18 protein-coding genes are annotated in these 17,764 nt (G+C 63.6%); 8 read left to right on the top strand and 10 right to left on the bottom strand.

What is annotated here, in order from left to right; all coding sequences use genetic code 11:
• Positions 1-73: 73 nt before the first annotated feature.
• From NKH22_RS16260 to NKH22_RS16230, 7 genes are all read left to right on the top strand, one after another.
• Positions 74-1,423, top strand: coding sequence for a putative bifunctional diguanylate cyclase/phosphodiesterase (locus tag NKH22_RS16260; RefSeq protein WP_023673185.1), 1,350 nt, complete (start codon positions 74-76; stop codon positions 1,421-1,423).
• A 169-nt stretch (positions 1,424-1,592) separates the two neighbouring features.
• On the top strand, positions 1,593-2,360 hold the full coding sequence (locus tag NKH22_RS16255; protein ID WP_023755348.1) for an SDR family NAD(P)-dependent oxidoreductase: 768 nt from the start codon (positions 1,593-1,595) through the stop codon (positions 2,358-2,360).
• Positions 2,361-2,365: 5 nt separating this feature from the next.
• Positions 2,366-3,310, top strand: coding sequence for a 2-dehydro-3-deoxygalactonokinase (locus NKH22_RS16250; protein ID WP_027049049.1), 945 nt, complete (start codon positions 2,366-2,368; stop codon positions 3,308-3,310).
• A 22-nt stretch (positions 3,311-3,332) separates the two neighbouring features.
• Positions 3,333-3,974, top strand: coding sequence for a 2-dehydro-3-deoxy-6-phosphogalactonate aldolase (locus NKH22_RS16245; RefSeq protein WP_023755350.1), 642 nt, complete (start codon positions 3,333-3,335; stop codon positions 3,972-3,974).
• Positions 3,974-4,849 carry an SMP-30/gluconolactonase/LRE family protein gene (locus NKH22_RS16240; RefSeq protein WP_196814867.1) on the top strand — a complete coding sequence of 292 codons (876 nt, stop codon included), beginning with the start codon at positions 3,974-3,976 and terminating at the stop codon, positions 4,847-4,849. Before NKH22_RS16245 ends, NKH22_RS16240 begins: the two co-directional genes overlap by 1 nt.
• Before the next feature lie 103 nt (positions 4,850-4,952).
• Positions 4,953-6,014, top strand: coding sequence for a D-alanine--D-alanine ligase family protein (locus NKH22_RS16235; RefSeq protein WP_023814537.1), 1,062 nt, complete (start codon positions 4,953-4,955; stop codon positions 6,012-6,014).
• A gap of 91 nt (positions 6,015-6,105) precedes the next feature.
• Entirely contained in the window at positions 6,106-7,359 is a 1,254-nt protein-coding gene (locus NKH22_RS16230) for a low temperature requirement protein A (protein WP_027049051.1), read from the top strand.
• An 18-nt stretch (positions 7,360-7,377) separates the two neighbouring features.
• Here the strand turns inward: NKH22_RS16230 and NKH22_RS16225 are convergent, their stop codons facing one another.
• From NKH22_RS16225 to NKH22_RS16210, 4 genes are all read right to left on the bottom strand, one after another.
• The gene (locus NKH22_RS16225; RefSeq protein WP_023681317.1) at positions 7,378-7,665 is read right to left on the bottom strand and encodes a DUF1330 domain-containing protein; all 288 of its coding nucleotides are present in this window, start codon (positions 7,663-7,665) and stop codon (positions 7,378-7,380) included.
• Between the two features lie 13 nt (positions 7,666-7,678).
• A complete protein-coding gene (gene pyrF / locus NKH22_RS16220) occupies positions 7,679-8,392 on the bottom strand; it encodes an orotidine-5'-phosphate decarboxylase (RefSeq protein ID WP_023755354.1) in 714 nt (237 codons plus the stop codon).
• A complete protein-coding gene (locus NKH22_RS16215; RefSeq protein ID WP_023673195.1) occupies positions 8,389-8,985 on the bottom strand; it encodes an NADPH-dependent FMN reductase in 597 nt (198 codons plus the stop codon). The genes pyrF and NKH22_RS16215 overlap by 4 nt, the downstream gene beginning before the upstream one ends.
• 120 nt (positions 8,986-9,105) lie before the next feature.
• Positions 9,106-9,717 carry a LysE family translocator gene (locus NKH22_RS16210; RefSeq protein WP_023687486.1) on the bottom strand — a complete coding sequence of 204 codons (612 nt, stop codon included), beginning with the start codon at positions 9,715-9,717 and terminating at the stop codon, positions 9,106-9,108.
• A gap of 122 nt (positions 9,718-9,839) precedes the next feature.
• On the opposite strand from NKH22_RS16210, the gene NKH22_RS16205 reads away from it, so the two are divergent.
• Positions 9,840-10,748 carry a LysR family transcriptional regulator gene (locus NKH22_RS16205; protein ID WP_023681320.1) on the top strand — a complete coding sequence of 303 codons (909 nt, stop codon included), beginning with the start codon at positions 9,840-9,842 and terminating at the stop codon, positions 10,746-10,748.
• A gap of 95 nt (positions 10,749-10,843) precedes the next feature.
• Here NKH22_RS16205 and pmtA read toward each other — a convergent pair whose 3' ends face one another.
• From pmtA to NKH22_RS16175, 6 genes are all read right to left on the bottom strand, one after another.
• Positions 10,844-11,449 (bottom strand): phospholipid N-methyltransferase PmtA, encoded by a 606-nt coding sequence (gene pmtA, locus NKH22_RS16200; protein ID WP_023725310.1) that lies wholly within the window; start codon positions 11,447-11,449, stop codon positions 10,844-10,846.
• 117 nt (positions 11,450-11,566) lie between these two features.
• On the bottom strand, positions 11,567-12,697 hold the full coding sequence (gene dnaJ, locus NKH22_RS16195) for a molecular chaperone DnaJ (RefSeq protein ID WP_023681322.1): 1,131 nt from the start codon (positions 12,695-12,697) through the stop codon (positions 11,567-11,569).
• Positions 12,698-12,916: 219 nt separating this feature from the next.
• Complete coding sequence (dnaK, locus tag NKH22_RS16190) at positions 12,917-14,833, bottom strand: molecular chaperone DnaK (protein WP_023832243.1); 1,917 nt, start codon at positions 14,831-14,833, stop codon at positions 12,917-12,919.
• A 371-nt stretch (positions 14,834-15,204) separates the two neighbouring features.
• A complete protein-coding gene (locus tag NKH22_RS16185) occupies positions 15,205-16,203 on the bottom strand; it encodes an LLM class flavin-dependent oxidoreductase (RefSeq protein ID WP_023673201.1) in 999 nt (332 codons plus the stop codon).
• 22 nt (positions 16,204-16,225) lie between these two features.
• Complete coding sequence (locus NKH22_RS16180; protein ID WP_023673202.1) at positions 16,226-16,429, bottom strand: arylamine N-acetyltransferase; 204 nt, start codon at positions 16,427-16,429, stop codon at positions 16,226-16,228.
• An 82-nt stretch (positions 16,430-16,511) separates the two neighbouring features.
• Positions 16,512-17,681 (bottom strand): AI-2E family transporter, encoded by a 1,170-nt coding sequence (locus tag NKH22_RS16175; protein ID WP_023673203.1) that lies wholly within the window; start codon positions 17,679-17,681, stop codon positions 16,512-16,514.
• Positions 17,682-17,764: the final 83 nt, after the last annotated feature.

The raw sequence follows: 17,764 nt of genomic DNA, 5'->3' as shown, positions 1-17,764 counted from the left end.
TTCGCGATACGCTTCCTAAACGCTTTGCTGCCAGTCTCAGCCTAAATTTCGGGCGTCACAAACAGGGATACCGATGCAAACGACGTTTGGCACCGGGCAGGCAAGCAGGGAAAACTCGGATCTGGCGTTCACCGATGCGCTGACCGGGCTTGGCAACCATCGCCGCTTCTTCGACAAGGTCGATCGCCTGATCAGCGACCGTGCAGACGATCCCGCGCCGTTCACGGTCGGCATTCTCGACCTCGACGGCTTCAAGCCGATCAACGATCTGTTCGGCCACAAGGCCGGCGACGACATATTGATCCAGGTGGCGATGCGGCTGCGCGCCTCGATGGACAGCCACTCCACCGTTTGCCGCATCGGCGCCGACGAATTCGCCTTCCTGTATCCGATGGTGTTCTCGGAGGAAGCGGCGGCCGAGAAGTCGCGCATGATGATCGAAATCCTGTCGGCGCCCTACGATGTCGGCGAACGCACCGCCAGGCTTTCGGCCTCGGTCGGCTGCTCGCTCTTTTATTCCGGCGACGAAACCACGGAAATCCTCGTCAACAAGGCCGAAACGGCGCTCTACCACGCCAAGCGTTCGGGCCGTGGCCGCGTCGTCGTCTACACCCGCGAAATGGAAGAGGCGGCCAAGCGCGTCACCCGCATCGAACAGGCGCTGCGCCGCGCCGTCTCGGCCGGTGAGGTCGAGCCGCATTTCCAGCCCATCGTCGATCTGACCACCCGCCGCACCATCGGCTTCGAGACGCTGGCGCGCTGGACCGATCGCGACCTCGGCGTCGTCCCGCCGACCGTGTTCATCCCGATCGCCGAAGAGCGCGGCATCATCGGCCCGCTGTCGCAGCTGGTGCTGCGCAAGGCGGCCGAAGCGGCGCGCAGCTGGCCGAAGGACCTGTTCCTGTCCTTCAACCTGTCGCCCTCGCAGCTCGTCGACCAGAACACTGGCCTGCACATATTGTCGATCCTCGACCGCACCGGCTTCGATCCGCGACGGCTGGAGATCGAGATCACCGAAACCGGCCTGATGAACGATCCGGCCTCGGCCGAGAAGATCGTCGAGGACCTGCGTCGCGTCGGCATCCGAGTCTCGCTCGACGATTTCGGCACCGGCCAGTCCTCGCTCGGCCGCTTGCGCGAATTCCATTTCGACAAGCTCAAGATCGACCGCGCCTTCGTCTCCTCGATCCTCGACGACCGACCGTCGGAACACATCATCCGCGCCATTCTGGCCATGTGCGAAGGGCTCGGCATGGATGTCGTCGCCGAAGGCATCGAGGAGGAGGCGCAGGCCGACCGCCTCGTTCAGTTCGGCTGCGCCGGCGGCCAGGGCTATCTCTTCGGCAAACCGGTCGATGCCGACGCCACGCTCGGCTACCTCCGCGATTCCTATCGCGGCGCCCTCTACGCCAAGGCAGTCTGACCGGCGGTCTGGCCTGCGTCGAGCAAGTCAGCGGCGCGAGCCAAGATCGACTGTGGCCGCCATCTTGCGGCCTTTTGTCTGACATAAGCCAATCAAATCGCCGTTTTCGCCCTTGCTCCCCGGACTTGGCTGGATAGGATGCGCGCCGACCGGACCGGGAGATGAAGATATGATGCCATCGGCGGATTTTGCCGACCTCAGGGGAGCCTCGGTGCTGATCACCGGCGGCGGTTCCGGAATTGGTGCGGCACTGACCGAGGGCTTCGTTCGCCAGGGCGCCCATGTCGCCTTCATCGACATCGCCGATGGCCCAAGCACGCTGCTTGCCGACCGCGTCGAAAAAGAACTTGGCCGGCGACCGCTCTACCTCAAGACCGATTTGCGCGACGTCGAGGCGTTGCGCGCTTCGGCCGCCAAAGCGGCTGAGGCACATGGCGACGTCACCGTGCTGGTCAACAATGCCGCCTGGGACGAACGCCACGACGTCGCTGACGTTACCGTCGAGTTCTGGGACAACAATCTCGCCGTCAATCTGCGCCCGCATTTCTTCACCGCACAGGCGGTGGCGCCGGGCATGAAGCGGGCCGGCGGCGGTTCGATCATCAACTTCACCTCAACCTCCTATCTCATCAACCACCCCGATATGCCGGCCTACACCGCCGCCAAGGCCGGCATACTCGGCCTCACCAAAGGTCTCGCCGGCAAGCTTGGGGTCGATGGCATCCGCGTCAATGCGATTGCGCCGGGCTGGGTGATCACCGAGCGGCAGCGGGAACTCTGGGTCACCGAGCAGGGGCTCGCCGCCCATGTCGCCAAGCAAAGCATCAAGCAGGTCATGCAGCCCGACGACATCGTCGGCACGGTGCTGTTCCTGGCCTCCGACGCCTCGCGTATGCTGACGGCGCAGATGTTGATCGTCGACGGGGGTTTCCTGTGAGCCCGGTGAATCAAAATCCGGCAAAAGGCACGCCGGCAGTCGCCGCCGTCGACTGGGGCACGACCCGCATGCGGGTCTGGCTGGTCGACGAGGCGGGCGGGGTGCTTGCCGAGCGTCGCGGCGATGATGGGCTGATCACCGCGCAGCAAAAAGGCTTTTCGACCATCCTCGAAGGCCATCTCGCGGCGCTCGGCGCGCCTGACACACTGCCAGTCATCATCTGCGGCATGGCCGGCTCGCGCCAGGGTTGGCTGGAAGCGCCTTACATCACCGTGCCGGCGCCGCTCAGTGCCATCCTCGCGGGGGCCGCCCGCATTCCCGGCCAGAGCCGCGACATCCGCATCGTGCCTGGCCTGGCGCAGCGCCTGGAAGATGCGCCGGATGTAATGCGCGGCGAGGAAACCCAGCTTGCCGGCGCCGGTTTGCCGGCAAAAGGTCGCCATCTCGTCTGCATGCCCGGCACCCATTCGAAATGGGTTCTGGTCGAAGACGGCGCGGTCGACGGCTTCTGCACCTGGCCGACCGGCGAGCTGTTTTCGGTGCTGGCCACTCACTCGATCCTGCGCCATTCGCTGGGCGAGAGCCCGAAGCCGGTCATTCCGGACAATCCCTCCTTCCAGGAATGGTGCCGCAAGGCTTTGGCCGAGGGCGGCGATGTCACCTCGCGGCTGTTCTCGATCCGCGCCGCCGGCCTGCTGCAGGACCTCAAGGCCGACGATGCCGCCGCTTGCCTGTCCGGCCTGCTGATCGGCGGCGAGATCGCCTCGGCGGGCCGCCGCTATGGCGAAAGCACCACTGCAATCGTGCTGGTCGCCTCGGGGTCGCTAGCAGCCCTCTACCGCCAGGCGCTCGACCTTGCAGCGCTTGCCGTCAGGACGGTCGACGCCGACGAGGCGGTGCGTGCCGGCCTTATCGAGGCGGCGCGAGAAAATGGCATGATCGCCAAATGACTCACCAGAGTGGAGTGATAGCGTGACCCAGACCGCACCCTTCCCGAAGCTCAAGCGTGGTCTTGTCGCCATTCTGCGCGGCCTCAAACCCAGCGAGGCGGTTGCCATCGGCCAGGCGCTGTTTGACGCCGGCATCGAAGCCATCGAGGTGCCGCTCAATTCGCCGGAACCGTTTTCATCGATCGCCAGCATTGTCACCGCTTTGCCCAAGACAGCGCTGGTCGGCGCCGGCACGGTGCTGACTTCAGCCGATGTCGACACCTTGGCCAAGGCCGGCGGGCGCTTGCTGGTCAGCCCCAACATCGATGCCGACGTCATGGCCCGCGCCATGCACCATGGCATGGTGACGATGCCAGGCGTGTTCACCCCCACCGAAGCTTTTCAGGCGATTAGGCTTGGGGCTTCGGCGCTCAAATTCTTCCCGGCAAGCGTGCTCGGGCCTAGCGGCATTTCGGCGATGCGGGCCGTGCTGCCGGCCGATACCGTGGTCGGCGCCGTCGGCGGCGTTTCCGACAAAGACTTTGCCGGCTACAAAGCCGCTGGGGTGACTGCTTTTGGTCTTGGCTCCAGCCTGTTCAAACCCGGCATGAGCGTCGACGAGGTGGCCTCGCGCGCGCAGGCGGCGGTGACGGCCTGGGATGCGGCCTTCGGCGGAGCGGCATGATGGAAAACGTTTCGGTTTTCTCGGACCATGTCTGCGAACTCGGCGAGGGGCCGAGCTACGATCCCGCCACCGATACGCTGTTCTGGTTCGACATCGTCAACGGCCTTCTGCTGGAGCAGGGCGTCGCTTCCGGCGCGCTGAAGGTCCACGACCTCGGCCAGATGGCCAGCGCCATCGCCATCATCGACGACCATCGCCAGCTCATCGCCACCGAGACCGGCCTGCATGTCCGCGACGTCTCGACCGGCAAGCTGACGCTGCATACGCCCATCGAGGCCGACAATGCGCTGACCCGCTCCAACGATTCGCGCGTCCACCCTTGTGGCGCCTTCTGGGTCGGCACGATGGGCAAGGGTGAGGAGAAGGGCGCGGGCGCCATCTACTGGTTCTTCAAGGGCGAATTGCGCACGCTTTACACCGGCATCACCGTGTCGAACTCGATCTGTTTCTCGCAGGATGGAACGATCGCCTACTACACCGATACCGCGACCGGCCTGTTGATGCGCGTCGCCTGCGATCCGGCGACGGGCCTGCCGGTCGGCGAGTCCAAAGTGTTCGTCGACCATCGCTCGTCGCGGGGCTATGTCGACGGCTCGGTTGTCGACCGTGACGGCGTGCTGTGGAACGCGGTCTGGGGCGGCAAGGCAGTGAAGGCTTATGCGCCGGACGGCACATTGTTGCGCGAGATTGCCGTGCCGGCGGGGCAGTCCTCGTGCCCGGCCTTTGTCGGCGCCAAGGCCGATCGGCTGGCGGTGACCTCGGCCTGGAAAGGCAAGGACGACAAGCAGCGCAAGCTCGACCCACAGGCCGGCATGACCTTCCTGCTCGACATCCCCGTCAACGGCCGCTTCGAGCCGCGCGTGCTGATCGCCTGAGCGTACCGGTTGTCGTGCAGGCGGCGGGCGCGGGTCGATTTCGCGCAAGCCGATCGCATTGGCCGTGCGATGGTGTGGCTGCATCACCGAGAAGCTTTGACCCATGCCGCGCCCGACCTTGATCCTCGTCTACGAGCCTGAAAAGGCCTGTTTCGACAGGCTGGTCGCCGATGGTTTTCCTGCCGAGCGTGCCTTGGAAATCTCGTCCTATCTGGCGCAATCGACCGATCTCGCGCCCGAATTCGATGAAATCACCGCCGCTTGCGGGCGGCGCGGCCTCGCCTTCATGCCGGTTGCACTCGACGATGCGTCAAGCGCGCTGGCGAAGGCCGATCCCGCAACCACGCTTGTCTGGACGCTGACCGACGGCATTGCCTATTTCCGCGGTGCTGCAGCGCCCGCACTTGCCAGGCTGAATGGGCTTAGAACCATCGGAGCCGACGATGCGCTGTTCGCGCTTTGCCAGGACAAGTTCCGCTCCGGCGCCGTGCTTTGCGCGCTCGGCCTGCCGGCGCCGCAGGCAGGCCTGGCCCGCGACGGCCGCTGGCTGGCCGCCCCGCCAGCTTCGGAAGCCGGCTGGTTCGTCAAGCCGAACCGGCTCGGCTCTAAGGTAGGCATCTGGCCGGATTCACGCTGCAACGACCTGGCCCATGCGCTGGAGCTTAGCCGGCGGGTCTATGCCGCTTATCGCGACGATGTCGTCGTCCAGCCCTATGTCGGCGGTCGCAATGTCCGCGCCAGCTTCCTTGGGCTGCAAACGGATGCCGGGGCGGAAGCGCTCGGCATTGCGTTCGTCGACTCCGGCGGCGATTTCCAGACCATGGCGGACTCGATGGCGCTTTACGGCGACACCGGCGAGGCCGCCAAGGCGGCTGGACTATACAGCGAGCCGGTGCTGGAGGCGGTTGCCGACACCCAGCCGGCAGCCGCGGCAACCATCCGCCGCATCGCCGAGCGGCTGGTCAGCGGACTTGGCCTGCGCGACGTGTTTTCCATCGATTTCAGGGTCGAGGCCACCGATCATGCCCACCTCATCGAGTTCGAAGTCTGTCCCGGCCTGCCCTGCTTCGATTTCCGCGCCTATTGCCGGCTGCAATGGAGCATGACGCTGGCCGATGCGGTTGCCGAGACGGCGGCGAACCGACTGAACCGACAGGCGATCTGAAAGGCCGCGGGGACCGGCACGACCTACCGCGCCTTGACGGCTTTTGCTCCACCTTTAGTGTCGCGGGACAGTCCTCAGGCAAGGCCGCGCGATGAGCACACCAGCAAGCTCCCTCCATCATCACATAAGGCGCATGGCCGGGCGCGATCCGCATGAGGCGCATCGCGTCGCCACGCCGCTCGAGCTGCTGTTCGATCTGACCTTCGTCACCGCCTTCAGCCTTGCCTCGTCGCAACTGGCGCATGCCTTGGCCGAGGGCCACTACGCGGCGGCGCTGATCGGCTTCGGCTTTGCCAGCTTCGCGATCTGCTGGGCGTGGATCAATTTCTCCTGGTTTTCCTCCGCCTATGACACCGACGATTGGATCTTCCGCCTCGTCACCATGGTGCAGATGATCGGCGTGCTGGTGCTGGCCATCGGCCTGCCGCGCATGTTCGCCTCGATCGAGCATGGCGAACACCTCAACAATTCGGTGATGGTGCTGGGCTACGTCATCATGCGCGTCGCCATGATCTTCCAATGGCTGCGCGCGGCGCGGCAGGACCCTGGGCGGCGGCGTGCCTGTCTCACCTATGCCATCGCCATCGCGATCGCCCAGATCGGCTGGGTGGTGCAGATCCTGGTCGATTTCTCGCTGGCGACGAGCCTGGCTTTCGGCGCGGTCCTGCTTCTCATCGAGCTTGCCGGACCGGTCATCGCCGAACGCCGGGATGGCGGCACGCCCTGGCACGCGCATCACGTCGCCGAGCGCTACAGCCTCTTCGCCATCATCGCGCTGGGCGAAGGGGTGGTCGGCACGCTGGCGACGCTGTCGGCCGTGGTCGAGGAGCAGGGCTGGAACCTCGATGCCGCCTTGATCGGCATTGCCGGAATGGGTCTCACCTTCGGCATGTGGTGGGTCTATTACATGCTGCCCTCGGGGACAGTGCTGCACCAGCACCGCAATCGCTCTTTTGTCTGGGGCTATGGCCAGATGCTGATCGTGGCGGCCATCGTCGCCACCGGCGCCGGGCTGCATGTCGCGGCCTATTTCATCGAGCACAAGGCCCATATCGGCCCGGTAGCGACCCTGCTCTCGGTCGCCATTCCGCTAGGCGTGTTCCTGGGGGCGATCTACGCGCTGTATTATTATCTCGTCCAGCGCTTCGATCCCCTCCATGTCTGGCTGCTGGCGGGAACGGCTGCGGTCGTCGCACTTGCCATCATCGCCGCCCTTGCCGGCGTCGACATGGCGGTCTGCCTCATCTTACTCACGCTAGCGCCGGCCGTCACCGTTGTCGGCTATGAGCTGTCGGGGCACCGCCATCAACTGGAGGTGCTGGCGCAGGAGGAAGCGCCGCACTGAGCAGAGCAGCTTCGCGCGTCAGATACCCTCGACCAGCACGATCTCGCCATCGGCTACTTTCTGACGGATGGCCACGGCGCGCTGGTACTCCGGCGAGTGGTAGCAATCGTGCGCCGCGCTGAGCGATTCGAACTCGATAATGACATTGCGGGCGCGGCCAGGCCCCTCGGCCTTTTCATGCTCACCGCCACGGGCAAGGAACTTCACGTCGAAACGGTCGAAAGCGAGCTTGGCGGCAGCGACATAGTCCTTGTAGCCTTCGGCGTCGCGCACATCGACGCGGGCTATCCAGTATCCCTTGGGCATTTTCTTCTCCTCGTTACGCGGCGCGCATCTCTTCCAGTATGGCTTCCGCCGCCGCGCGCCTGTCGCTTGCCGCCACGATTGGCCGGCCCACAACAAGATGGCTGGAGCCGTTGCGGATCGCCTGGCCGGGCGTCACCACGCGTTTCTGGTCGCCATGGTCGCTGCCCTTGGGCCGTATCCCCGGTGTCACCACCGCCAGGTCGGGTCCGACGATGCGGCGCACCGCTTCCGCCTCCTCGGCCGAGCAGACGACGCCGCCCATGCCGGCATGCAACGCCTGTTCGGCGCGTCTCAGCACCAGCGTGTGAGGGTCGTATTCATAGCCGGCGTCGATCACGTCCTGCTCGTCCATCGAGGTCAGCACGCTGACCGCCAGCAGGCAGAGGTCGCTGCCCCTGGCGGCCTCCACCGCGGCTCGCATCGCCTTGGGATAGGCGTGGATGGTCAGCATGGTCATGCCCATGCGCACGATGTTCTCGACACCCTTCGCCACCGTGTGGTCGATGTCGAGCAGCTTCATGTCGAGGAAGATTTTCGTGCCGCCGCTGGCCAACTCCCTGGCGAAGTCGAGCCCGCCGGCGAAGGCCAGCTGATAGCCGATCTTGTAGAAGGAGACGACGCCGTCGAGCTCCTGCACCGCCTGTTCGGCCTCTTTCACCGTCGGCACGTCGAGGCCGACGATCAGCCTTTCTCTCATGGTATGGGCCTGCATGGCTGTGGAAATCATGCCCCGGTCCGGGTCGACAGCATGCGCGAGGTTTCGATCAGCGTGCGGCATAGGTGCTCCATCGATTTGGTCAGTCTCTCATCCCTGAAATTGCCGTCGCCGTCGAAGGCACTGCCGCCATCGGATACCGAGCATTCCGGCGTCACCATCTCCAACTGGCAGCGCACCAGCACGGCGCGCAGATGGTTGATGCAGCGGATCCCGGCGAAATGTCCGTTGGAAGACGAGCACAGGCCGGCGACCTTGCCGACAAGCGGCCTCACCGGCCAGCCGCCATCGAGGCGCACCCGGCTTACCCAGTCGATCGTGTTCTTGAGCAGTGGCGGGATCGAGCCATTATATTCCGGCGTCGCGATCAGTAGCCCGTCATGGGCGGCGATCAGCCGGCCGAGCTTCACGGCGTTGTCGGGAACGCCTTTTTCCTTTTCGAGGTCCTCGTCGATGATCGGCAGCGGATAGTCGGCCAGCGAAATGCGCGTCACCTCGGCGCCTTGCATGGCCAGCTCCTTCTGCGCCACATCGGCGGTCCTGCCGCTGAAGGCGCCGCTGCGCACCGAGCCGGCGAAGACGAGGATTTTCGCGATCACAGCCATTGGCCACTCTTGTTCCCGGACAGGTACAGCCAGAGGCTGCGCAAATCAACGCACTGGCTCAAAAAACGGAAACGATCGGGGGGCAGGCGCGCGAAGGTGTGCCGAGCAGCTGGGCTATTGCTAGTGGGTGACCGCAATTCTTGCACTCAGCGCGATGAGTGCAACTCCGAGCAAGGCATCTATCGGCCTGCGGACGCTGCCATATACCGACCGAACCCTTCTTGTGGAGAACATTAGCGCGACAAGCCCAAACCACGCCATCGCGACCAGCCCGATTATGGCCAGCGACACTGCCTGGACCCAGATCGGAGCCTGCATCGGCAATACCGATATGAACAGGCTCGCGAAGAACGCGGCCGTCTTCGGATTTGTAATTCCGACAACGAATCCGCTTCGCCAAGGAGCCGTGGTCTCTGCGCCACCGACGGCCAGCGGTGGCCGCGCCTGCCAAGCCGACAAAAGGATCTTGCTGCCCAGGTAACCGAGATACACGGCACCGGCGATCCGGACGGCAAGGTGAGCCCATGCAATCTGCGTCAGTACGAGGCCCAGGCCACACATCGCGAGAGCCGCCCACACCATGATCGCTGCGGCAATGCCAAGCGCCACATGGAACCCCGCGCGACGGCTGATCAGCGCATGGGAAGTCACGGCTACAAAATCGGGTCCTGGGCTCATGGCGCCGAGCAGGAAGACCGAAGCAAGGGTCAGGAATTGCGGAAGGTAGCTCATGCGATACTCCAGTTTCAGTCTCGTCGTACCGCACGCCTGCATGCCGGAGAGGCCAGGAAAGCCGCTCGCCGATTTCGAGGGTCGTTTCCCTCACCTTCACAAAACCTACAGCGCTCTTTAATATGAGCGAAATGAAAGATATTTCGGCAGCCATGAACAAAGCTAATATCAACATCACGATGGTGCGCGTCCTGACATCGCTCAGCGAGACGCGCAGCTTCACCAAAACCGCCGAGCGGCTCTGTCTTTCTCAATCGGCCATAAGCCATGCAATGAAGGCGCTGGAGGAGATCGTTGGCGCGCCCCTCGTCATACGTGATCGGCGCGGTGTCGCTTTCACCGCAACCGGCGAGGCGGCTTTGGACGCGGCGCGCGCCGCTTTGCATGCTTTAGGCCGTCTTGTCGGCCTACGGGAACACTCCATCAAAGGCAGAGTACGGCTCGCGCTGGTCAGCAGCGCCTCGGTAAAGATTGCTCCATATGCGTTGAACATTACTTCCGTCCGGCACCCGGAGCTTGCTGTCGAACTGCTCTTGGGCACGGATACCGAGGTGGCGGAGTGGGTCGATCGCGGTGCCGCCGATATTGGACTGTCCTACATCGCCGGCAATTGCCAAGCCGAGGAACTTGTCGACGACGAACTCTTTGTGGCGTCATCGCAAAAGAACTCAGTCCAAGGCGGGTCATTTCCGATCCGCGCTCTCGACGGCCAGCCATTCATTATGTCGAGCGGCGGCTGCGGACCAATGCTTGCCGAATTGTTCCAGGATTTTGGCGTTGCGCCAGTTGTCATCCTGTCGGCGAGCGATATGGCGGCGCTGCTTGCTCTGGTTGGGGCCGGGCGCGGTTTGTCGATTGCGCCAGGCCTGGCGTTTCCGGCCGATTGGCAGCGAACCGTCGCGAGGCGTCCTCTTGAGCCGCGTGCGCGTCGGCCTCTGCTGCTTCTGTTCTCCAGCAGCGCCGAAGCAACGGCCGTGCGGGCCATGTGCGCGGCGATCAGAGAGGTCGCCACGAGTTTGCGAGGCGGATAACAGTCAAGGATGTGGATCGACCCTCAATCGAGCTTCCTTCGGGAGACGTCGATCCTTTACAAGGCGCCAGAGACTTCTCCCGCCCCCAATACCAGCTAATGCGCTTCGCGCCGGTAGATCCACAGCTGCGTCGGCGGGATGTTGCGGAAGATGAAGTCGAAATGCTTGACCGTGTAATTGCCGCGGCCGGGCGGGATCGGCGACAACGGCCCATAGGTCAGCTGCACGATCGGCCGTCCAACCGGGATGCGGTCTAGCAGGCTTTCAATATAGGCGATCCGCTGTGCGACCGGAAAATTGAGCAGCGGCACGCCGGAGACGACGGAATCGAAAATCATCCCGCTCTTCTCCCCAAGCGTGGCGTTGAGATTGAAGGCATCACCCTCGATGACGTTGACGCCGGGATAGAGCTGGCGCAGATGGCGCACGAAATCGGTGGAATATTCGACCGCGTAGAGGTTTTCGGGCTTAACGCCCTGGGCGAGGATTGCACGCGTGATGACGCCTGTGCCGGGGCCGACTTCAAGCACCGGCAGGCCAGACTTCGGATTGACGATGGAAGCCATCTTGCGGGCGGTGACGGAGCTTGTCGGCACGATCGAACCGACCGACTTCGGCTTGTCGATCCAGCCTTTGAAGAATTTGAGTTCGTCGTCGAACTTTTCCGCCAGCGCCTTCCGCAATCCCGGACCACGTGCCATGCAAGTTCTCCTCAACACTCCCCGAACGCTACTTAGCAGCTAACAGGTCCAAGGCAAGGCGCGATCTGGCATAAGATGTTGATGACGTTCGGGAAGCGTGGCGGCCTTGGTTTGGGTTCAGTGCTCGCCGAAGGATTCGAAAAAGTCCTTCATGCGGGCGAAAAAGCCGCTCGACTGGGGCGAATTGTCCTTCGACGACAGCTGCTCGAACTCTTCCAGCAGCTCGCGCTGGCGGCGCGACAGGTTTTGCGGCGTTTCGACCGCGGTCTGGATGTAGAGGTCGCCGACATTGGGCTGGCGCAGCACCGGCATGCCCTTGCCCTTGAGGCGGAACTGGCGGCCGTTCTGCGTGCCTTCGGTCACTTTCACCTTGGTCTGGCTGCCGTCCAGCGTCGTCACCTCGAACGAGCCGCCAAGGGCGGCCGTCGTCATCGATATCGGCACCTTGCAGTAGAGATCGGCGCCATCGCGCTGGAAGAATTCATGCGGCTTCACCGCCAGAAAAATATAGAGGTCGCCCGATGGGCCGCCGCGCAGGCCCGCCTCGCCCTCATTGGCAAGCCGGATGCGGGTGCCATCCTCGATGCCGGCCGGGATATTGACCGACAGCGAGCGTTCCTCAGTGACGCGGCCCTGGCCGGCGCATTTCGGGCACGGGTCCTTGATCGTCTGCCCGCGGCCTTGGCATTGCGGGCAGGTACGCTCGATCGAGAAGAAGCCTTGCGTCGCCCGTACCTTGCCGTGGCCATGGCACATCGAGCAGGTCACCGGCTGGGTGCCGGGCTTGGCGCCGGTCCCGGAGCATTCCGTGCATGAGATCGAGGCCGGCACGCGGATTTGCGCGGTCTTGCCGGCAAACGCTTCTTCCAGCGTGATTTCCATATTGTAGCGCAAATCGGCGCCGCGTTCGCGGCCGCCCGACGAGCGGCGCTGGCGCCCGCCCATCATGTCGCCGAAAATATCTTCGAAAATGTCGGCGAAGCCGCCGGCGCCAAAACCTTGCGCGCCGCCATTCATGCCGCCCTGCTCGAAGGCGGCGTGACCGAAACGGTCATAGGCCGCGCGCTTCTGCGGGTCCTTCAGCGTTTCGTAGGCTTCGTTGATTTCCTTGAACTTATGCTCGCATGAGTGATCGCCGGGATTGCGGTCGGGATGGAACTGCATGGCCAGCTTGCGGAAAGCGCTCTTGAGCTCCTTCTCGTCGGCGCCCTTTTGCACGCCCAGCGTCTCGTAGAAATCAGCTTTCATCTTTTCCCGCAGTCCGGATGCTCAACGTCTTGATGCATGTTGCGTCGTTTGCCGGCACGTTGTCTCGATTTAGGAGCGGTGCTGCCCGGATGCTAGGGCCGGCGCGCTTGTGCCTGTGTTTTTCAGTGACTTTTTCGGCAAGGCCCGCACTTTTTCAGCGAGGGTTGCAAAAAAGCCCGGCTTTGCGCCGGGCTTTCCGCTTTATTTGCCGTCAACCGGTCAGGCCGACTTCTTCTTCTCGTCGTTTTCGTCGATTTCCTCGAAATCGGCGTCGACCACATCGCTATCCTTGGCCGCGTCCGCCTTGGCGTCGGCTTCCGCCGCTTCCTTCTGCGAAGCTTCGTACATGGCCTGGCCGAGCTTCATGGATGCTTCGGCAAGCGTCTGCGACTTGGCCTCGATGTCGGCGGCATCGTCGCCTTCGGCAGCAGCCTTCAGCGCCGTGATAGCCTCCGATATCGCCGTGCGCTCGGTTTCCGAAACCTTGTCGCCATATTCTTTCAGCGACTTCTCGGAGGAGTGCACCAGCGCCTCGGCCTGGTTGCGGGCCTCGACCAAGGCGCGCCGCTGCTTGTCGGTCTCGGCATTGGCTTCGGCGTCCTTGACCATCTTCTCGATGTCGGCGTCCGAAAGGCCACCAGAGGCCTGGATGCGGATCTGGTGCTCCTTGCCGGTGCCCTTGTCCTTGGCCGAAACGTTGACGATGCCGTTGGCGTCGATGTCGAAAGTGACCTCGATCTGCGGCACGCCGCGCGGCGCCGGCGGAATGCCGACCAGGTCGAACTGGCCGAGCGCCTTGTTGTCGGCAGCCATTTCACGCTCGCCCTGGAAGACGCGGATGGTCACGGCCGACTGACTGTCTTCAGCGGTCGAGAACACCTGGCTCTTCTTGGTCGGGATGGTCGTGTTGCGTTCGATCAGGCGGGTAAACACGCCACCCAGCGTCTCGATGCCGAGCGACAGCGGCGTCACGTCGAGCAGCAGCACGTCCTTCACGTCGCCCTGCAGCACGCCGGCCTGGATTGCGGCGCCGAGTGCGACGACCTCATCCGGGTTGACGCCCTTGTGCGGCTCCTTGCCGAAGAACTGCTTCACGATCTCCTGGATCTTGGGCATGCGGGTCATGCCGCCGACCAGGACCACTTCGTCGATCTCGCCAGCCTTCAGCCCGGCATCCTTGAGCGCTGCCTTGCAGGGCTCGATGGTGCGCTGGACGAGATCGTCGACCAGCTGCTCGAACTTGGCACGGGTCAGCTTCAGTGTCAGGTGCTTGGGGCCGGTCGCGTCGGCGGTGATGAAGGGCAGGTTGATTTCGGTCTGCGTCGTCGACGACAGCTCGATTTTGGCCTTTTCAGCCGCCTCCTTGAGGCGCTGCAGCGCAAGCTTGTCGTTCTTCAGGTCGATGCCCTGTTCCTTCTTGAACTCGGCCGCCAGGTATTCGACGAGACGCATGTCGAAATCCTCGCCGCCGAGGAAGGTGTCGCCATTGGTCGACTTCACTTCGAACACGCCGTCGCCGATTTCGAGCACCGAAATGTCGAACGTGCCGCCGCCAAGGTCATAGACGGCAATGGTCTTGCCATCCTTCTTGTCGAGGCCGTAGGCAAGTGCTGCAGCCGTCGGCTCGTTGATGATGCGCAGCACCTCAAGGCCGGCGATCTTGCCGGCGTCCTTGGTGGCCTGGCGCTGGGCGTCATTGAAATAGGCCGGAACGGTGATGACCGCCTTCTCGACCTTCTCGCCGAGATAGGCCTCCGCCGTTTCCTTCATCTTCTGCAGGATCATGGCCGAGATCTGGCTGGGCGACTGCTTCTTGCCGCCGGCCTCGACCCAGGCATCGCCATTGTCGCCCCTGACGATCTTGTAGGGGACAAGCTTCTTGTCCTTCTCCGTCACCGGGTCGTCATAGCGGCGGCCGATCAGGCGCTTGACCGCGAAGATGGTGTTTTCAGGATTGGTGACCGCCTGGCGCTTGGCCGGCTGGCCGACGAGACGTTCGCCGTCGCCCGAGATGGCGACGATGGAAGGCGTCGTGCGCGCGCCTTCCGCATTTTCAATGACCTTGGGCTCCTTGCCATCCATGATGGCGATGCAGGAGTTGGTGGTGCCGAGATCGATACCGATTACTTTTGCCATTTTTCTAGTCTCTCCGCTAAGCAGGCTCTCAGGACCCGTAAGGCGTTCCGACGAAAGCCCCTGTTCACAAGAAATTCCGCTCCGGCAACCGGCATTCCGGCACTGGGCGGCTTGGCGCGTATATAAGAACAGGCGGCATCGGGCGCAAGCATTCTGCGCATGGCATCCACCGCGCCGCGCTTGGCGCCTTTGAACAGCCGCCCAGCGGCCCGGATGTGCTCCAACCGCGCTCAAAACCCCAGGATCTGCGCGATCCCCCGGCGAAGCGCCCAGTCAGGGCTTCGAAACCACAAGAAAACGTCACCTATGCGTGAGAGAGGCGGCTCCTGGCTGAGGAAGGCGCCTGCCCACAGCAGACACAGGCAAAAGCGTCACGCGGCCTGCGACAGCGATTTATGCGCCTCGGCCAGGATTTCGAACGAGCGCACGCGTGCCGCATGGTCGAAGATCTGCGCGGTCACCATCAGCTCGTCTGCGCCGGTGCGGCGCACGAACGCGTCTATGCCTTGCCGGACGGTTTCGGGAGAGCCGACGACGGCGCAGGACAGCGCCTGCGAAATCATGGTTTTTGCCATCGGCTCGAGCGTCTGGTCATAGCCCTCGACCGGCGGCGGCAGGCGGCCGGCCCGCCCGGTGCGCAGATTGACGAAGGCCTGCTGGAGCGAGGTGAACAGCAGTTTTGCCTCTCCATCGGTCGGTGCGGCGAAAACGTTGAGGCCGAGCATGACATAGGGCTTGTCCAGCTGTTCCGAAGGCTGGAAGCGCGAACGGTAGATCTCCAGCGCATGGTCCAGTTCGGCCGGCGCGAAATGCGAGGCGAAGGCATAGGGCAGGCCGAGCATGGCGGCGAGCTGCGCGCCATAGAGGCTGGAACCGAGGATCCAGACCGGCACCTTCTGGCCTTCGCCGGGCACGGCGTGGATACGCTGGCCTTCCGCGGCCGGCTGGAAATAGCCCATCAGCTCGACGACATCCTGGGGGAAATTGTCTGACGCCTCGAGATTGCGGCGCAGCGCGCGCGCTGTTCCCATATCGGTGCCGGGCGCGCGGCCGAGGCCGAGGTCGATGCGGCCGGGGTGCAGTGCCGCCAGCGTGCCGAACTGCTCGGCAATCACCAGCGGCGCATGGTTGGGCAGCATGATGCCACCGGCGCCGACGCGGATGGTCTTGGTGCCGCCGGCGACATGGGCGATGACGACGGCGGTCGCCGCGCTGGCGATGCCCGGCATGTTGTGGTGCTCGGCCAGCCAGTAGCGCCTGTAGCCGAGCCGCTCGGCATGGCGGGCCAGGTCGAGCGAATTTGCCAGCGATTGCGAGGCGTCGCTGCCTTCGACGATCGGCGACAGGTCGAGAACGGAAAGTGCGGTCATGGGCCTCAAGCCTTTACGATGTTCAACTGCCTGACCCTGGTTTCGAAGGCGCGGTCGGGAATGACGATGTCGAGCTGGTGCCAAGCAACGGGTCCATATTCTCGAACGGGATCGCCTGCGGACGCTGGCGATGCGGCGCGCTCAGCGTGCCGAGCGGAGCATCGATCGGGCCGCGATAGCCGATGCGGTCGAAATAGGAATCGAGGTCGAAGGAGGCATCTTTCATCGCAGGGTCCGGCTTGACCGGCTCGATATAGGCACTCCGCCTGAAGACAACAAATGCGCGATGACGGGCAGGCGCGGCAAGCTTATGCCGCTGCCTTTCCGTTCTCTTCGGCCGCTTCTTCCTCCACCACGGCCGTCTGCTGTGCGGCGAGAAAATTGCCGACATGGCTGAGGCCATCGAAATGATCGCAGAACACTTTGACGACGACCAACAGCGGCACCGCCATCAGCGCGCCGACAAAGCCCCAAAGCCAGGACCAGAAGGCGATGGCGATGAAGATCGCCACGGCGTTGATCTCGAGGCGTCGGCCGACAACCATCGGCGTAACGAACTGGCCTTCGACGATGTCGCACAAAAGCACGAAGCCCGGCGCCAAAAGGGCGTAGGTGATCGAGTCGAAGCTGATCATCGCAATGACGCTGACCAGCACGATGGTGATCAGCGCGCCGACATAGGGCAGGAAGTTGAGCAGCGCCGCCATCGTTCCCCAGACGAGCGGGTTGGGCATGCCGAGCGCCCACAGGCCAAGGCCGATAACCGCCCCGAGACCGGCATTGATGACGGTGACGGTGAGCAGATAATGCGAGATTTCGCGCTCGACGTCATAGACGACCCGCAAGGCCCGCTTCTTCTCACTGAGGCTGGCGAAGGACTGGATGATCTTCTCATAGAACATCGTGCCTGACGCCAGCAGGAACAGCGACAGCACGAAGATGATGGTCAGGCTTGTCCCCGCCGACAGGACGTTGCTGGCGGCGGCCGACAGGACGCCGGACTGCGCCATCGCCACCTTCTGGATGCCCGGCTCCTGCGAGGTCTCCGTCATCTGTTCGATCTGATGCGAGATCTGCATGATCCTCTCGAGCGGACGCCGCAATTGCGCCAGCCGTTCGGTAAGTTGTTGGCCGATCGACGAGGTGTTGTTGAGAAGGTCGATGACCGGGCCGCTGAGCAGATAGCCGGCAACGCCGAAGACGCAGATCGACAGCACGACCAACATTGTCGCCGAAACCACTTCCGGAATGCCGCGCTTGCGCAGGAAGCGCACGATTGGTGTCAGCGTCAGCGTCAGCAGGAAGGCGAGGATGACCGGCATGAAGAAAGCACGCGCGAAATACAGCGCGTAGATGGCCATGAACAGGAAGATCCCGATGAGCAGCGAACGCATCAGATGCGTGTCGGCACGCGCCACAACTCTCGCCTCTTCGGTCTCGGCAAGGCCAGCACCCAAAGCGGCGGGTTCGGCTTTCATGATTTTCCCTCAGCGGCGCACCGCAATTGGTGCTTTCCCCTGACGGAAACGCCTCTGCAAGCCCAAGGTTCCGTTAGCCGGCA

The sequence above is a fragment of the Mesorhizobium sp. M1252 genome, assembly GCF_040318265.1.
Taxonomy (GTDB): domain Bacteria; phylum Pseudomonadota; class Alphaproteobacteria; order Rhizobiales; family Rhizobiaceae; genus Mesorhizobium.
Note: the sequence above shows the minus strand (reverse complement) of the source record. Positions and strands in the feature narration are given on the sequence as shown.

Excerpts from the sequence above, each read along its gene's own strand:
- NKH22_RS16260 (WP_023673185.1), top strand. The coding sequence starts at position 74 with ATGCAAACGACGTTTGGCACCGGGCAGGCAAGCAGGGAAAACTCGGAT.
- NKH22_RS16255 (WP_023755348.1), top strand. The coding sequence starts at position 1,593 with ATGATGCCATCGGCGGATTTTGCCGACCTCAGGGGAGCCTCGGTGCTG.
- NKH22_RS16240 (WP_196814867.1), top strand. The coding sequence starts at position 3,974 with ATGGAAAACGTTTCGGTTTTCTCGGACCATGTCTGCGAACTCGGCGAG.
- NKH22_RS16235 (WP_023814537.1), top strand. The coding sequence starts at position 4,953 with ATGCCGCGCCCGACCTTGATCCTCGTCTACGAGCCTGAAAAGGCCTGT.
- NKH22_RS16230 (WP_027049051.1), top strand. The coding sequence starts at position 6,106 with ATGAGCACACCAGCAAGCTCCCTCCATCATCACATAAGGCGCATGGCC.
- NKH22_RS16225 (WP_023681317.1), bottom strand. The coding sequence starts at position 7,665 with ATGCCCAAGGGATACTGGATAGCCCGCGTCGATGTGCGCGACGCCGAA.
- pyrF (WP_023755354.1), bottom strand. The coding sequence starts at position 8,392 with ATGATTTCCACAGCCATGCAGGCCCATACCATGAGAGAAAGGCTGATC.
- NKH22_RS16215 (WP_023673195.1), bottom strand. The coding sequence starts at position 8,985 with ATGGCTGTGATCGCGAAAATCCTCGTCTTCGCCGGCTCGGTGCGCAGC.
- NKH22_RS16210 (WP_023687486.1), bottom strand. The coding sequence starts at position 9,717 with ATGAGCTACCTTCCGCAATTCCTGACCCTTGCTTCGGTCTTCCTGCTC.
- NKH22_RS16205 (WP_023681320.1), top strand. The coding sequence starts at position 9,840 with ATGAGCGAAATGAAAGATATTTCGGCAGCCATGAACAAAGCTAATATC.
- pmtA (WP_023725310.1), bottom strand. The coding sequence starts at position 11,449 with ATGGCACGTGGTCCGGGATTGCGGAAGGCGCTGGCGGAAAAGTTCGAC.
- dnaJ (WP_023681322.1), bottom strand. The coding sequence starts at position 12,697 with ATGAAAGCTGATTTCTACGAGACGCTGGGCGTGCAAAAGGGCGCCGAC.
- dnaK (WP_023832243.1), bottom strand. The coding sequence starts at position 14,833 with ATGGCAAAAGTAATCGGTATCGATCTCGGCACCACCAACTCCTGCATC.
- NKH22_RS16185 (WP_023673201.1), bottom strand. The coding sequence starts at position 16,203 with ATGACCGCACTTTCCGTTCTCGACCTGTCGCCGATCGTCGAAGGCAGC.
- NKH22_RS16180 (WP_023673202.1), bottom strand. The coding sequence starts at position 16,429 with ATGAAAGATGCCTCCTTCGACCTCGATTCCTATTTCGACCGCATCGGC.
- NKH22_RS16175 (WP_023673203.1), bottom strand. The coding sequence starts at position 17,681 with ATGAAAGCCGAACCCGCCGCTTTGGGTGCTGGCCTTGCCGAGACCGAA.